Raw genomic sequence first — 15,180 nt, 5'->3', positions numbered from 1 at the left:
GGCCTCGCTTATCCACTCGGCGCGGTCTTTGGGAGTGAGCTCGTCCATGGTGTTCCTCTCGAGTTAGTGGTGTGGATCAAACTATCTGGCAGGATGGCAACGAGGATGCCCCCGGCGAACATGCGGTCGAGTCTTCTCGGGCGTGAAGTTCACCCTGAGGTCGATTGACCGTCATCTGACGTCCACGCGCATCACTTATGGTTCTGTAACGTGAAGCATCTCCATAAAACCGTTGCCGCAGCCGCCCTGACCGCTGTGACCACCCTTCCACTGGTCATGACGGCTGTGCCCACCTCCGTAGCTGCGCCGGTGACAGCCGCCGACTCCGTCGTCATCAACGAAGTCGAGTCCAACGGTGACCCGGAGGGGGACTGGGTCGAACTCGCCAACACCGACCCGAACAACTCCGTCGACATCTCCGGCTGGGGCATCATCGATGACGATGAGTCCCACGACCGCGTCATCTTCCCTGAAGGCACCGAGATCGAGTCCGGCGGCTACCTTGCGGTCTACACCGAACCGTCTTTCGGTCTCGGCAGCAACGACTCCGTGACCCTCTCCGATGCTGGCGGCACCGTCGTCGACGAGACCACCTGGTCCGGACATGCCGCTACCACCTGGGGACGCGTCCCCGACATGACCGGTGACTTCACTGTCACCGGCGAACCCACCCGCGGCCTGCGCAATGTCGCGGAAGGAGTGACCCCAGGCAGCCCCGGCGGTCCAACCGATGCCTGGCCTTACGACCCGCAGGACATCAGCGCCGTCGCTCTCACCGACGACCACGGTGGTGACCTCGTCAGCGACTTCGCCGAGGAGGACATGTCCGGCGTCGACTTCGGACCGGACGGCAGAGCCTACATCGTCAATAACGACGAGGGCACCCTCTACGTCCTCTCTCCGCAGGACGGCAACGGTTACCACATCGACAGTCGCCACCAGCTGCGTTATGTCGACGGCACCGGTCTTCCCGACGCCGAGGGCGTCACCGTCGGCCCAGACGGCGCGGTCTTTGTCGCTACCGAGCGGGACAACAGCGGCAAGGGCACCTCCCGGCCTTCCGTCCTACGCTTCGAGCTCGGGGACGCCGAGGATGCTGGCGCGACCGATGGCGAGTTGAACGCCACGGACGAATGGAATCTCGCCGAGTTCACCGGCGAGATCGGCGCCAACGGTGGTCTGGAATCCATCGCCTGGATCTCCGGTGCCGACCGCCCCGCACTCTTCGCCATCGGAGTCGAAGAGACCGGCGACGTCCTCTTCGTCGACCTCTCGGGTTCCGACGCCAAGCTCGTACAGCGATACGACTCGCCTTTCGAGGGGATCATGGCCAGCGACTATGACGCCAGCACCGGTGAACTGACCATCCTGTGCGACGAGGCCTGCGACGGTGCGTCCCAGGTCCTCGTCGCCGGCGAGGAGGACTTCGGCCCCGCCGGCGAGAGCATCCATGCCCGCCCTGAGAGCATGGGCAACCTGGCGAACGAAGGCTACGCCCGCCACGTCGGCACCGATGGCACCGAGCGGTTCCTCTGGGCCGACGACGCGGCCACCGACGGTGTCGGCCTACGCGGCGCGGTGCGTCCGGCCACTGAACTGCCTGGCGGTTCCCCCGGTTCGAGCAGTTTCCTGGGAGCGCACAGCAGCGTGAATCAATGACCCGTGTCCGTGGCAGAACGTCGACCAGACGGGGCGCATCCAGGACACCCCGGGTTTATGCCGGTCTTGACGGCCTACGACCGACACAGTCCTGGGGTGCGATGCGCGGTGAGCGCAGCCAGACCAGCCGGCTCACCCCTCCGACGCCCGGCGCCAGGTACCGTCCAACGCCTCATGGAACTGAGCGGTCGTGGCAGCGTCGAAGAACGTGGTGCGCAGCTGCTCATTGAGCCCGCCTGGGGTCTCATGGGACCGGATGACCTGGTCCATCGGCGTCTCCGTGTCCGTCAGCGACGGTGCGAGACTCGCCGCCATGCCACGGATGAACGGCTCGGCGACGTCCTGTGACAGACCATGGTCGACACTCCAGTCGACCAGCGAGGAGATGTACTGCAACAGCCCCGTGCAGGCACCGGTTGCTGCCGAGAGAACCGCCATCTGTGACTCATCCGGTACGACGAGCGCACCGCCGATCCGGTTAAACAGCTCGACGGCGGTGGGAATCCCTGGGGTGACGGGCACGTTGACGCCGTGTTCCGCGACAGGTGGCAGTGGAATGGCTCGTGCCACAGGGATGCCGTCCCTGCCGACGGCGCGTCGTACCGCATCGATGCTCACTCCGGCGAGCACGCTGACCACCGTCTGGCCATCGCGGAAAGGAGCGTCGGCCAGTGCGTCGTCGAGCTGGTCGGGACGCACCGCCACGACGATCAGATCGGACTTCTCCACGACGTCTGCGTTGGACGCCGCGACGGTGATCTGCGGGAACTTTTCGCGCAGCCGGTCGACGTTGGCTGCACCCCGCGGTGAGAGGACGACGGGCGGGGGACCGGAACCGTCGCCCGTACTGTCGAGGAGGCCCTCGACCATGGAGACGGCGATGGATCCGACGCCGACGAAACCTACGGTGCCGAGCGCGCCGCCGTTGCTGTTCATGGAGTTGTTCATGATGCTCACCGTGCCAGGAATCCACCGTCGACGACAACGTCGGATTGCCGTCGCCACTCGATGCCCGCAGTAGTCAACGGTTTTACGGCCACGACACCGCGCGGAAACACCGCCCCGGCACAGTGGATCCCATGACTTCTTCACCGCGCGCAGCCGTCACGCTGGCTCACCACACCGGATGGAACCGGGGGCAGATCGCCCACGGTTCCATCCGGGGCTGACTGTCCCTAAGCCCCGCCCCGCTGCGCCGAAGAGGAAGAACCCATGACCATCACTGCACCGGCCAATCCGGCCACCCCTACGTTTCAGCCCGACGTCTCGCGCGTCACCGATGCCCCGGCGACTCCGGGGGCCCGCGTCACCCGCAACCCCCACGCAGGACGCCCGGCTCCGGGCCCCGCGTCCCCGTCCCACACCCCGGGCCCCGGCGACCTCCCACTCCCGCGCAAGCTCACCTTCGACCCGGACGACTGGCAGATCATCGCCCGCTTCTGGCATCCGGTCGCCTACAGTTCCGAGGTCACCGAAGGCCCCCTCGGTGTTACCCTGTTGGACAAGCCACTGGTGGTCTATCGGGTGAATGGTGAGATCACCGTCGCCGACAACCTCTGCACCCACCGTGGCATGATGCTCAGCCTTGGCGAGGACCAGCACGACGGTAAAGGCATCAAGTGCCCGTACCACGGCCTGCGCTTCGGCAAAGCCGGCCGGTGCACCGAGATCCCGGCCCACCCCTCCAGCCGCATCCCGAACCGCATGCACCTGCCGGCCTACGGCGCCGTCGAACGCTACGGCCTGGTGTGGGCGAATCTGGCGGCGAACCCCGGTGACGTCCCCGGCGTCGACACCGACTCCGGCATTCCACCGGTCCCGCACTGGGATGAGGACGGCTACCAGCAGATCAACTGTCCCGGCATCGACGTCGCCGCCTTCGCCGGACGTCAGGTCGAGGGATTCCTCGATGTCGCCCACTTCGCCTTCGTCCATGACAGGTCTTTCGCCCTCGCCGACCAGCCGGAGGTCCCGGACTACACCCCGCAGGTCACCGCGGACGGTTTCGAGACCGAGTACTGGTCGACCATGCCGAACATCCCGCACGATGCCTCCGACGAGGTGAAGGCCGCTGTGCCCGACGGGTTCCGGTGGTTGCGCCACTTCCGGCTGCACGTCCCCTTCACCGCCACCCTCGACGTCCACTTCCCGGACGGTAAGCACCTGGCGATGATGAACACGGCCTGCCCGGTCTCCGCCACACAGACCCGCCTGTTCGACGCCCGTGTGCGCAACTTCGACACCGACCAGCCCGTGCAGGACGTCTACGACTTCAACCTGCAGGTCTTCGAGGAGGACCGGGCGATGGTGGAGGCACAGAAGCCGGAGAACCTTCCGCTCGACCCGTCGTTGGAGGTCCACATCCCGGCCGACCGCTCGTCCATCGCCTACCGTCGAGCACTGCGCGGGCTGGGCCTGTCCCAGTTCTTCACGGCGTAAGGAGACGGACAGATGCCCCTTGCGACCGTCCATTCCATGACCAGGGCGGGACGCGACGTCCTGCTCATCGAGCTGCGTCCCACCGGCACAGACTTTCCGTCGGTGACGGCCGGCGCCCACATCGACCTGCATCTCGGTCCTGTTGTCCGGCAGTATTCGCTGCTGGGGGATCCCCGCGACGCCGGCCGGTGGCTCATCGCCGTCAAACGCGAGGACGACGGACGTGGTGGCTCGGACGTGATCCACACCCAGCTCCGCGTCGGACACACCATCGAGGTCTCCGGACCGCGCAACCACTTTCCGCTGAGACACACCGCCGACCAGGGAGGACGGACCGTCCTGCTCGCCGGTGGAATCGGGGTCACTCCGCTGATCGCGATGGCCGAACAGTGTGCCGCCACCGGACGCGACGTCACCCTGCACTGCTACGCCACAGTGCAGGACGAGCTGCCACTGCGCGAGTATCTGGCGTCCCGTCCATGGTCCCCGAACACCGTGGAGCACCTCAGCAGTGGCGGAGACTCATTGCGCACCGCTGAGGCAGTGCCGCATTCCTACTCGGGCGGCGACGACCTTTACATCTGCGGTCCCACCGGCTTCATCGACCGCGCCGTCCACCTGGCGGAGGCAGGCGGATGGCCCGCCGACGTCGTCCACGTCGAACGTTTCGCCCCGACCGAGCCACCCGAGCTCACCGGCGACGCCTTCACCGTCACCGTCGCCTCGACCGGGGCGTCCTACGCGGTCGCCGAGGACGACACCATCGCCGAGGTCCTCGCCGCCCACGGCGTGGCGGTGGAGCTGTCGTGCGAACAGGGGATCTGCGGGGCGTGCCTCACGGGTGTCGTGGACGGGGTTCCCGACCACCGCGACGAGGTACAGTCACCGGCCGAGCACGCGGCGAACACCCGGGTGGCCCTGTGCTGCTCGAGGTCGAGGACCGCCAACCTCACCCTCGCGCTCTGACCTTCACGCTCTGGTCCTCCGCGGGGACGGTTCCGTCGGCTACGGTTGTAGATCCACGTCGGCTCTCTCCGCCGCACCGACAGACAGGCCGGACCCGTGAACGCACCGTCGCCGACCCAGCCCAACCCCGCAGCGCCCACCGTCCCGCCGGACGGTTTCCGTATCTTCCTCAACGTCCTCGTCAACACGGCCGTCGCGAACATCACCACCAGCTTCCTGTGGTTCGCCCTGACCTTCTGGATCTACGCCGAGACCCGCAACGTCATCGCCACCGGCGTCATCGGTGCGTCCTACATGCTGTTCGTCTCCGTGTTCAGCATGCTCTTCGGCACCCTCGTCGACCGCTTCCGCAAGAAGGACGTGATGGTGTGGGCCACACTGACCGCGCTGACGGTGATCCTCCTGGACATCGTGTTCTTCTTCATCGTCGGCGAGGGGCGGATCGCCGACCTCGGCACACCGTGGTTCTGGGTGTTCGCCGTCGTCCTGCTCGCCGGGGCCGTCGTTGAACAGCTCCGCAACATCGCCCTGTCCACCACCGTCACCCTGCTGGTCCCCGAGGAGCGGCGGGCCAACGCCAACGGTCTTGTCGGCACCGTCCAAGGCATGGCGATGCTGGTCACCAGTGTCTTCAGTGGTCTCTCCGTCGGTTTCCTCGGCATGGGCTGGACACTGCTCATCGGGGTGGCCGTCATGGCGCTGACCCTGCTGCACCTGGTTACGGTGCGCATCCCAGAGCACGAGGTCCTGCAGTCGGACGACGCGACGGGGTGGGTCGACATCCGTGGCGGCTGGCTCGCCGTGATCGCCGTCCCCGGGCTCCTCGCGCTGGTCCTGTTCACCACGCTCAACAATCTCTTCGGTGGTGTGCAGATGGCGCTGATGGACCCGTACGGCATCGACCTCTTCGGCGTCCAGGGGTGGGGGATCTGGTTCGCCGTGGCTTCTACCGGACTGTTCGTGGGTGGTGGTGTCATCGCGAAGTGGGGACTGGGCGGCAACCCGATCCGCACCATGCTGCTCTTCGCCGGCGGGATCGGTGTGGTCGGTGCCCTGATGACGCTGCGCGAGTGGGGCTGGTTGTTCGTCGTCGGCATCTGGCTGATGATGGCGTTCATCCCCGCCGTCGAAGCGGCGGAGCAGACGGTCATCCAGAAGGTGGTGCTACGGGAAACAGGGCAGGGTGTTCGGCTTCGCCATGACTTTCGAGGCCGCTACCGCCCCGGTGACCGCGCTGCTGGTTGCGCCGCTGGCGGAGTGGTGGGTGATTCCGCACCTCGACACGGAGCAGGGCGCCCGGCAGTGGGAATGGTTGCTGGGGACGGGCGACTCCCGGGGCATCGCACTGATTCTCGTCGCCGCCGGGGTCTTCTGTGTGGTGCTGGCAGTGGCGGCGATGTGCACGCCGCAGTATCGGCGGCTGTCGCGGAGTTACGTCGGTTCCACGGATACTGCTGACTCCACCAGCGGGGACGTGGCTTAGGACATCTGAGTCACCGCACAGAACGAATCTGATCTCACGATCGTTCTGTGCGGTGACTCAGATGTCGGGGTTCGGCAGAAGAGGAGGATCCGCGCGATCAATGGCGCGCCCCACCGCCTCGTCGACATCCTCCATCATCTGAGGTACGTCCGAAAGAAGCCGCGCGTCAATCCGCGCGAACTCCCATCGCAACGCCTGAAGCCGGTGAACTTGCTCGAAGTCGATGCCTCGCCTCTCCTCGGCACGGTGGTACGCACCGTCGTAGAACAGAGCGACCTTCAACTCCTCACAGGCCAGATCTGCCACCAGGTGTTTCCATGGTCGGCCCTTCGGATCAAGCTGTACGGTGACCTGTGACGCCCAGGAGAAGCCCTCAGGCAGGACGTCACGGGTGTACAGCCGCAGGAGTGTCTCCCGTGGAGACTGTGCCCCGATGTCCGACAACGCCAGCAGTTTGTCGACGGTCCTCCGATCCACGTAGTTGCGCGATCCGCGCCGGATGTTCTCAGCGGTGAGCCACGTGCACTGGTAGAAGGCGTCGATGAACTGGATGGAACGGACTTCCCTGTCCGTCAGGCCGGGGACAGGCGGAACGTCCCAGCCGTGCGATCCCTTCAGAATCGAGTGGAGGCACTGGCCTGCGGCGACATCGGCGCTGACGGCCCGGAGGTCCGGGAACTCCGGGTCCGGGCGCACCACCGGAGTCCCTGTACGGTGGCGCCGGAACACCGGCACCCGCGGCGTGGTGGCGGCAACCCAGGACCGGGCGTCGCCCCGTGGCGAGCCATCGCGCAGCAGTACCACTGGCGCATCGTCGCACCAGAACGGCAGACCGTGGAATGCCGCCGCTGCCCAGAACCCGATGACGCTGCCGACACTGAGCATCCAGTGAGCGCGGGCGCGGGTGACGATGTCGATGCCGAAGCCGCCGCAATCGTCCGGGAGAACGCGGAACTCCTCCGGCATGTCCTCGGTGGACAGATCAACCACCACTCCGCGAGTGAGGTCACGGAACCGTTGCCGGACCGTGGTCTGCGTGGCGCGTCCCGACGCCAGTACCTCGGCCCGACGCTCCGGGACGGGGCGTGGCAGCACTCTGATGGAGTGCTCCAGGCCCCTGCCGTCCGGAATCCGCCCCGCGCGGCGTGCTGCCGCCAGCCATCGACGCCGGCGCCGTTTCTCCTCACGGAACTCGCGACGCCGCTGCTCGGTTGTTTTTCCTGTCCTCGCCCCCATGACACCAGTGAAGCCGAGAGGGCACGCCAGCGAAAGGGTGTGGAAGAGCCTGTGGAGAACTACAGCTCGCCGACGAGTTCCACGACACGCTCGGCGGTGCCCCAGGACAGTGTCACGCCCGCGCCGCCGTGCCCGTACGCGGCGATGACCGGCAGGTCGTACCCGTCGACATGCTCGATCCGCACCGTCTCGCGTGCCGGACGTAGCCCCGCGCCGTGGCCGATGACCGGCAACTCCGTGAGCTCGGGGACCAGAGCCTCCGCCCGGGCCAGGATGGCCTCGGCCGTGGCCTGGTCCGGGGTCTCGTCCCACGAGCCTGGCTCAGACGTCCCGCCGACGGCGATATCATCTTCACGGGGGAAGACGTACGTCATGCGTGACGGGTCGTCGGAGTCCACGACCCAGTCGGTCAGCAGCGGGCCGTCCTCCCCGCCGTCACCGTTGGCGAAGAGCATCAGCTGTCCACGCACCGGGGTGACCGCGTCGTCCCCACCGAGAAGCTCGCCGCCGCGTAAACCGCCGGCGATGACGACCGCATCCGTCGTCCCCATGAGCTCCTCCAGCGAGGCAACCGTGCGCCACTGGAAGGCCACGCCGTTCATCCGGCAGGTATCCATCAGCCAGGCGAGGTAACGCGAGGTCATGATCATCGGCAGGGTGGCACGCACGCCGCCGTCGACCGGCTGGACCGCGTCGTCGCCGAGCACCTCCACCACCGGCGCGACCCAGGAGCGGTCCGGCGGATCAAGTCGCTCATGCAGGACACCGGTGCGCATCTGCACCGGTGGTACGTCGTCGGTGAAGTCATCGGTGGCGGTGTCGGCGCTGGTGTCTCCGAGGGCGGCCAACTCCACGAACCGTCGCAGCGACCGTTCGACTACCTGTTCCGTGCCTGCTGCGTGGTACGGGAACCACAGTGCTCCTGCCAGCGCGGACACTGTGTCGCCGGGGCCATGGTCAGCGATGACGGTGACCTCGTGACCGGCTTCGGCGAGTTCATAAGCGCAGGACAGGCCGATCACGCCGGCGCCGATGACGGTGATTCGCAAGTGCTTCGATGGCATGGCGACCATTGTTTCATGTGCCTCCCCCTGCGGTGAGCATCTGAGTCACCGCCCAGAACGATCCGGAGCCGTGAACCGTTGTGGGCGGTGACTCAGATGCTGCCGTTCACCCTTACAACGCCGGGGTGAACCCGCCGGCTGCGGCGGAGCGGACCATGCCCTCGTCCGCCAGGCGGTTGACCTCCGCAGCATCGACACCCGAGGGTGCGGACGCAGACGGGCCGTACACCACCTCGCCGCCGACGTACACCGTCCTCAGGTGGCGCAGCCCGCAGGCCAGTACGTATGTCGCCACCGGGTCCCACACCGGCCCGGTCGCCGGATCGCGGGGATCCACGACCACCAGGTCGGCAAACTTGCCGACCTCCAACGAGCCCACCTTGTCATCCACTCCCACGGACCGGGCTGAGCCGAGGGTGTGCAGGTGCAGAACGTCGTCCACGGCCATGATCGATGCATCGGAGTGGACGGCACGCTGGGTGAACAGTCCGGTGCGCATGTTCTCGAAGGGGTCGGAGGTGTCGGTGCAGGACTGGTCGTCCACGCCCATGCCCACGGTCACGCCGCGACCCAGCAGGGACACGATGTCGGCGATGCCGGAGCCCAGGCGCCCGTTGGACATCGCCTGCCACACCACCGAGGCGCCTGATTCGACCACGCGGTCCACCATGCGTTCGGTGGGGTGGACGAAGTGGCCGAAGGCGAAATTGCTTCCGAGAACCCCGGCCTCGTCGTACCAGTCGAACTTGGACTGCTGGACGTCGATCTGCTCGGCGGTCTCCACGAAGTGTGCCTGGTTGGTGATGCCCCACTTCTCCATGAGGGTCTTCTCCCGCTCGGCGGTGACGGCGGCGGAGGCCCACTGCACGGCGCCGTACACCGAGCCGCCCAGGTTCAACGCCGGGTCGATCTCGTCGAGGTGGGTCATCGCCACCCCGAAGGCGTCGAACGCGTCCTGCTCGGGGAGCTGTTCGTCGTCGACGCGCACCGACGTGACGAAGCGGATGCCGGCATCGGCCACGCCGTCGATCTGCCGGGTCACGAAGTCCGGCTCGTGGACCTTCACGGCCTTCAGGGTGGAGGTGTCGTAGTCGAAGCGGCAGATCACCCGGGACTGGGTGAAGTTGTACACCGAGGTGATACCGGACGCGAGGTGATCCAACCCGCCGGCCCGGGAGAGCCAGTACATGGTCTCCGGGTCGGCGTTGGCCAGCATCGCACTGTTCTGCGTGACCCACCTGTACAGCGGGGAGGAGTGCTCCACCCCGCGCATGCCACCGGTGTAGATGTGGCTGTGCGCGGAGACGAACCCCGGGGCGAGGAAGGCGCCGTCGAGGTCGACGACCGTGGTGTCCGGGGACGACGTCGCGACGGTCTGCGGTGGGGTGCCGTCACCGAGGCCGTCGATGCGGCCGTCGTCGCCGACGGAGAGCCAGCCACTGAACCACCGGGGTTGCGCGGGATCGACCGGGATGATGACGGCGTTGGTGAACAGGGTGGGGGTGTTCATCCGGGGAGAACCTCCTGGGTCCAGTGAGAATCAGTGGTGGTACGCGTGTACCGCACGCGACGGGACGGCCCGGCGGCGTCTGCGGACCAGAACAGGTACTCGCGCGGGACGACCGCGAAGCCGATCCACGTCTCCGGAGGGGCCTGCTCCGCGAGGTCCGGGTGGGCATGGTCGAACTCGGCCCAGAGGCGGTGGCGCTCCTCCGCCGGCTTCGCGGCGAGGTCGGCGTCGTTGAGCCATGCGAGCAGTTGCAGGTAGCGGGACCGCCGGGTGAAGGCGGTGCGTTCACCGGCCCGGGTGTCGGGGACGACGTCGCCGATGACGGTGACCTGCCATGCCCCTTCCGCAGACAGCACCGTCAGCGACGCCTTCGGGCATGCTGCGAGGTCCCGGACCTTCTGCGACCTGGCGTCGGTGTGGAAGCACACGCGGCCGTCCTCACCGACCCCGGACACCATCACGGTGCGCGTCCGCGGGTAGCCGTCCGTGCCCACCGTCGCCAGTGTCATCAGGGTCGGGACGGACGGCGACTCCTCGAGGTGGTCGAGGAACAGGCGCGACGGAGTCATCGCCGTCAATGCCGGCCTCCCGGGGTGAAGGACGCGATCTCGGGCAGGGCGGCGACGATCTCGTCGACGCGCTGCGTGAACAGCCGCCTACCGACCTCGGAGGACGCCCCGGTGGGATCGCCGACGACTCCGGACTCCGACAGGTCGGTGGACAACCACCCGAAGGTCACCGCGCGACCCGGGGCGCCGAAGCCGATGTGTGAGCAGTCGGCGACGGTGTCGGCGACCTGCGGGCCCAGGACGTTGGCGGCGGACATGTCCACCAGGTCCGGGGCGATGTGCAGCATCATGGAGGTCTCCGCCCAGCCGGCGTGCACCCCGATACCGCGTTCGGTCTCCCCGGGCAGGGCAGGGCCGGACATCAGGAAGGTGTGCAGGTCGAAGCGTCTGCGCAGTTCCCGCAGCGCCACGCCCAGCAGCGCGGAGTTCCCGCCGTGGCAGTTGACGAACAACAGTCGCCTGGCCGGGGTCGCGGCGATGGACCGCCCGAGGTCGACCACCGTCTGGAAGAAGGTCTCGGGACGCAGCCACATCGTGCCGGGAAGCAGCGCATGTTCGTCGGACTTGGTGTACGCCAGTGGTGGCAGCAGCCAGACGTCGGTGCCGGAGGCGGCGGCCTGCGTCACCGCCTCGGACGCGACAGCGTCAGCGACGGTCAGGTCGGTCGACACGGGCAGGTGCGGGCCGTGGGGTTCGATCGCCCCGGTCGGCAGCACCAGCACGCTGTCCTCCGAGAGAACGGCGGGGACCTCGGCGGTCGTCAGGTCGGCGAAGCGCCGGGACGCGCTGATCACATCCACCTCCCGGGGTTGAGGATGCCGTGCGGGTCGGAGGTGTCGGCCAGCACCCGTACACGCTCGGGTTCCAGGTCGATGTACCACTGGTGCGGGGAATGCACGCCCACGCCGAGGGAGGTCAGCTCCGGCACACCGGTGAGGATCCGGTCCTTGAGGTCGTCCACGCTCTCGTCCTCACCGAGCCGTCCGTTGAGCATGCCGAACATCATGTTGTTGCCGACCTCCAGGTGGAACAGGCCATCGCCGTCCGGTGTCGAGAACACCGCCTCGACCTCCTCGAGCCGGTCGACCACGGCGTTGCCTGGCACTCCATGTGGAACCAGCGCCCGGGCTGGTTCTTCTGCAGCCACCACGTCGGGTGGTTGTAGGAGATCGTGGACAGACGCACGGACTCGGTGATGCCCTCGCGGACGTCCTCGATCCGGCCTCCATGGGACTCCACGATCGCGACGACGTCCTCCGCCTCTCCCGCGTCGACGATGCCGCGTAGGCTGGCCCGGCCACGCACGAGCGCAGGATCGTCCGGTAGCGCGTCGACGATCTCCGCGCCGTCGGCGGACATCAGCCGCGGCTGCAACCGGGCGTCCAGCACTGCGCGGGCGCGTCGAAGGCGGACCGGGTCGATCCGAAGGACGCGTACACGCACCGCCAGTCCTGCAGCTGTTCGACGCGTACGGTGGCGCGCACGATGATCCCGGCGACGCCGTAGGTGTGCACGAACGGTTGGGCGTCGTCGTCCTCCAGGTGGATGATCCGGGCGTCCGCGGTGGCGGGGACGATGTCCACGGCGGTGACGAAGCCCTGGTGGTTGCGTCCGTGCACGATGGTGCCGGTACCGGCCGAACCGCCGCCGAGGAAGCCCCCGAGGGTGGACTGCACGGTGGACGGGTACATCCACAGCTGGTGGTCGTGCTCCCAGGCGTACTGCTCGAGAGCGAGCATCCTCGCCCCGGCGTCGGCGGTGATCGTGCCGGACTCCGGATCCAGCCCGTGGATCCTGGTCAATGAGGTCATGTCGAGCACCAGACCACCGAAACGGGGCAGCACCTGGCCGTAGTTGCCGGTGCCTTTGCCGCGGGTGGTGACCGGTACACCGCGTCGGACGGCGGCGCGCATGATCTCGGGTACCTCGTCGACGCGCCGGGGGTAGCAGACCACGTCCGGGGTACCGATTTCCCCGGCGGCGAGCTGGGCGGACAGGACCGGGCTCATGCCGGAGCCGTCGCGGGATGCCCGGGCGATCGCGCGGGGCAGCTGGCTGACCCCGCGTGGTCCGAGGACGGCGATGAGGTCGTCAACCAGGGCGTCGATGTCGTCTGCGGTGAAGTCGGGGCGTCCGTCCGGTGTGGCGGTGGCGAAGACATGGTCGGTGTCGGTCTCGACGCGTACACCGAGCTGTGGTGTCGTGGATGCGCTCATGAGAGCGAGACGCTCTCGTCGAGGAACTCGTTGGTGGCCAGCTCGTCGGTGGTCACACCGTCCTTCACCGGGGTGTTCTGTTCATCGAAGATCGGGGTGACGATGTCGAGCACCTCGTTGACGCGGCCCTCGTCGAAGGAGCCGAGCACACCGTCGGAGCCATCGGCAACGAGCTCCTCGTCCAGCATCTTCTGGTGGCCGTACCCGGCGTTGCCGTCGCCGTACACCCACTCGGCGTTGAAATCCCCGACGGCTTTGACGATCAGCTCGTTGGTGGCCGCGGGGTCCTCCATGTAGGACTTCACGCCGCGTTGCAGGACCGGGACCAGTTCGGAGAGGCAGTCGGTCGTCGCGGCGTCTTCCAGGTCAGCTGTCTTCGCGGCGAGGGCGGACTTGTAGGTCGGGAACCCGGCGTCGTGGATGAGCTGGTAGTCCACCGGCTTCATCCAGCCCTGCACCTCGTTCTCGTAGTTGTAGGGCTCGGAGGAGGAGTAGCCCTGCTGGGCGTCGGCACCGTCGGCGGCGACGAAGGTGGCCGGGGAGCCGTCGTAGCTCTCGTCGATCTGGGACCCGTCGAGGATGCCGGCACCGGTGAGGTACTTGATGTAGGACATGTTCGAGAAGGTCAGGACGGTCGCGTCCTCACCCTTGAGGTCGGCGATCTCGTCGACGTCCGGGTAGGTCCCCGGATCCCACATGATCATCTGCGGACTCTTGTCCAGGGTGGTCATCACCCCGGTGGTGGGCATGCTGTCGGAGTTCTGGATGGACTGGTCGGTGTCGACGTAGCCGAGCAGGATGTCCGGATCCTGGTACATCTGTGAGGTCACGTTCTGGTTGCCGATCGCCGGGCCGCCGGAGCGGATCTCCAGATCCACCCCGGTATAGCCGTTCTCGCCGTCGAAGAGGGGGCCGCTGACGACCTTGCCCTCGGCGTCGACGGTGACCGCGTCACGTCCCTCGCCGCCGTAGTTGAGCTGCTCGTAGAGGTGGCCGTGTTCGGCCTCGGGGAACCAGTCGGTCTGGACGACGACGGTGGACGGGCAGACCGACGAGAGGTCAGTGGTGCCGACCTCACCGTCGTAACCGGAGGCTGTGGACGAGTCGCTGTCGTCACCACAGGCGGTGAGGGCGAAGGTAGTGACCACGGCGACGGTGCCGGCGGTCACGGTGGAGACGGTGGAGACGGTACGGGTGGTTTTCATGCGGATTCTCCGGTTCTCGAATGTTCAGGAAGGTCGGGAAATTACTTGCTGTACCAGCGACCGACGACGCGGTTGCCGATCCAGCCGAAGATGAGGAACACGACGACGCCGAGCAGGGAGGCGAGGATGATGGCGGCGAACAGTTCGGGCGACTGCAGGCGGGAGCGGTAGTTGTCGAGCAACACCCCGATGCCGGGTGTGCCCTGCTTGAAGAAGAAGTCGCCGACGATCGCACCGACGACCGACAGTCCTGCGGAGGTCCGCAGTCCGACGAAGATCGACGGCATGGCGGCAGGCAGTTCGAGTTTGCGCAGGACCGTCAGACGGGACGGGTGGTGCAGGGCGAAGAGATCGCGCATGCCCGGCTCCACGGACTTCAGGCCGAAGAGCGTGTTGGACACCAGCGGGAACAGTGCGATCAGTACACACACGAAGACGCGGGCGGAGAAACCGAACCCGAACCAGAACCCCACCAGCGGCACCAGGGCCAGCACCGGGATGCACTGGAGGAATACGGCGTAGGGGAACAGGGCGGTCTCGGCACGCCGGGACTGGGACATCACGACCGCCCAGGTGACGCCGATCACCACGGCGATGAGCAGACCGGTCAGGGCGACGGTGGTGGTCTGGCCGAGCCCCTGCCACATTTCGTCGGCAGACGGTCCGAACAGTCCCTCGGTGATCACCTCGTGGGGTGGCGGCATCAGGAAGCGTCGGGACTCGTCGAGCAGCAGGTAGCTCACCGCGTACCAGGCGGCGATGACCACACCGAAGACGGCGAGGGGCAGGATGATGCCGGCGAAGGGGATCGAGCGCAGCGTCCGGCGCGGTGA

12 protein-coding genes and 1 pseudogene are annotated in these 15,180 nt (G+C 67.3%); 4 read left to right on the top strand and 9 right to left on the bottom strand.

Features of this window, described 5'->3' with window-relative positions; translation table 11 throughout:
- Positions 1-210: 210 nt before the first annotated feature.
- Complete coding sequence (locus tag BJF89_RS12470) at positions 211-1,659, top strand: lamin tail domain-containing protein (protein WP_075815270.1); 1,449 nt, start codon at positions 211-213, stop codon at positions 1,657-1,659.
- A gap of 132 nt (positions 1,660-1,791) precedes the next feature.
- Here the strand turns inward: BJF89_RS12470 and BJF89_RS12465 are convergent, their stop codons facing one another.
- Positions 1,792-2,607, bottom strand: a complete 816-nt coding sequence (locus tag BJF89_RS12465) for an NAD(P)-binding domain-containing protein (RefSeq protein WP_255372637.1) — start codon at positions 2,605-2,607, stop codon at positions 1,792-1,794.
- Positions 2,608-2,871: 264 nt separating this feature from the next.
- Here BJF89_RS12465 and BJF89_RS12460 point away from each other — a divergent pair, with 264 nt between their 5' ends.
- From BJF89_RS12460 to BJF89_RS12450, 3 genes are all read left to right on the top strand, one after another.
- On the top strand, positions 2,872-4,098 hold the full coding sequence (locus tag BJF89_RS12460) for an aromatic ring-hydroxylating dioxygenase subunit alpha (RefSeq protein ID WP_083650731.1): 1,227 nt from the start codon (positions 2,872-2,874) through the stop codon (positions 4,096-4,098).
- A gap of 12 nt (positions 4,099-4,110) precedes the next feature.
- The gene (locus tag BJF89_RS12455; RefSeq protein ID WP_075815269.1) at positions 4,111-5,064 is read left to right on the top strand and encodes a PDR/VanB family oxidoreductase; all 954 of its coding nucleotides are present in this window, start codon (positions 4,111-4,113) and stop codon (positions 5,062-5,064) included.
- Positions 5,065-5,160: 96 nt separating this feature from the next.
- Positions 5,161-6,522, top strand: coding sequence for an MFS transporter (locus tag BJF89_RS12450; RefSeq protein ID WP_222843844.1), 1,362 nt, complete (start codon positions 5,161-5,163; stop codon positions 6,520-6,522).
- 82 nt (positions 6,523-6,604) lie between these two features.
- Here BJF89_RS12450 and BJF89_RS12445 read toward each other — a convergent pair whose 3' ends face one another.
- The 8 genes and pseudogenes from BJF89_RS12445 to BJF89_RS12410 form a co-directional block, all read right to left on the bottom strand.
- Complete coding sequence (locus BJF89_RS12445) at positions 6,605-7,783, bottom strand: hypothetical protein (RefSeq protein ID WP_255372636.1); 1,179 nt, start codon at positions 7,781-7,783, stop codon at positions 6,605-6,607.
- Between the two features lie 59 nt (positions 7,784-7,842).
- The gene (locus BJF89_RS12440) at positions 7,843-8,847 is read right to left on the bottom strand and encodes an FAD-dependent oxidoreductase (RefSeq protein WP_075815381.1); all 1,005 of its coding nucleotides are present in this window, start codon (positions 8,845-8,847) and stop codon (positions 7,843-7,845) included.
- Positions 8,848-8,959: 112 nt separating this feature from the next.
- Positions 8,960-10,357, bottom strand: coding sequence for an amidohydrolase family protein (locus tag BJF89_RS12435; RefSeq protein ID WP_075815268.1), 1,398 nt, complete (start codon positions 10,355-10,357; stop codon positions 8,960-8,962).
- Positions 10,354-10,926, bottom strand: coding sequence for a pyridoxamine 5'-phosphate oxidase family protein (locus BJF89_RS12430; protein WP_075815267.1), 573 nt, complete (start codon positions 10,924-10,926; stop codon positions 10,354-10,356). Before BJF89_RS12430 ends, BJF89_RS12435 begins: the two co-directional genes overlap by 4 nt.
- Before the next feature lie 5 nt (positions 10,927-10,931).
- A complete protein-coding gene (locus tag BJF89_RS12425; RefSeq protein ID WP_075815266.1) occupies positions 10,932-11,720 on the bottom strand; it encodes a creatininase family protein in 789 nt (262 codons plus the stop codon).
- A pseudogene (locus BJF89_RS12420) lies at positions 11,717-13,142 on the bottom strand (FAD-binding oxidoreductase). Before BJF89_RS12420 ends, BJF89_RS12425 begins: the two are co-directional and overlap by 4 nt.
- Positions 13,139-14,347 (bottom strand): nitrate ABC transporter substrate-binding protein, encoded by a 1,209-nt coding sequence (locus BJF89_RS12415; protein WP_075815265.1) that lies wholly within the window; start codon positions 14,345-14,347, stop codon positions 13,139-13,141. The pseudogene BJF89_RS12420 and the gene BJF89_RS12415 overlap by 4 nt, the downstream one beginning before the upstream one ends.
- 41 nt (positions 14,348-14,388) lie before the next feature.
- Positions 14,389-15,165 carry an ABC transporter permease gene (locus tag BJF89_RS12410; RefSeq protein ID WP_255372644.1) on the bottom strand — a complete coding sequence of 259 codons (777 nt, stop codon included), beginning with the start codon at positions 15,163-15,165 and terminating at the stop codon, positions 14,389-14,391.
- Between the last annotated feature and the right edge of the window lie 15 nt (positions 15,166-15,180).

This window comes from Corynebacterium sp. CNJ-954 (genome assembly GCF_001942345.1).
Taxonomy (GTDB): domain Bacteria; phylum Actinomycetota; class Actinomycetes; order Mycobacteriales; family Mycobacteriaceae; genus Corynebacterium.
Note: the sequence above shows the minus strand (reverse complement) of the source record. Positions and strands in the feature narration are given on the sequence as shown.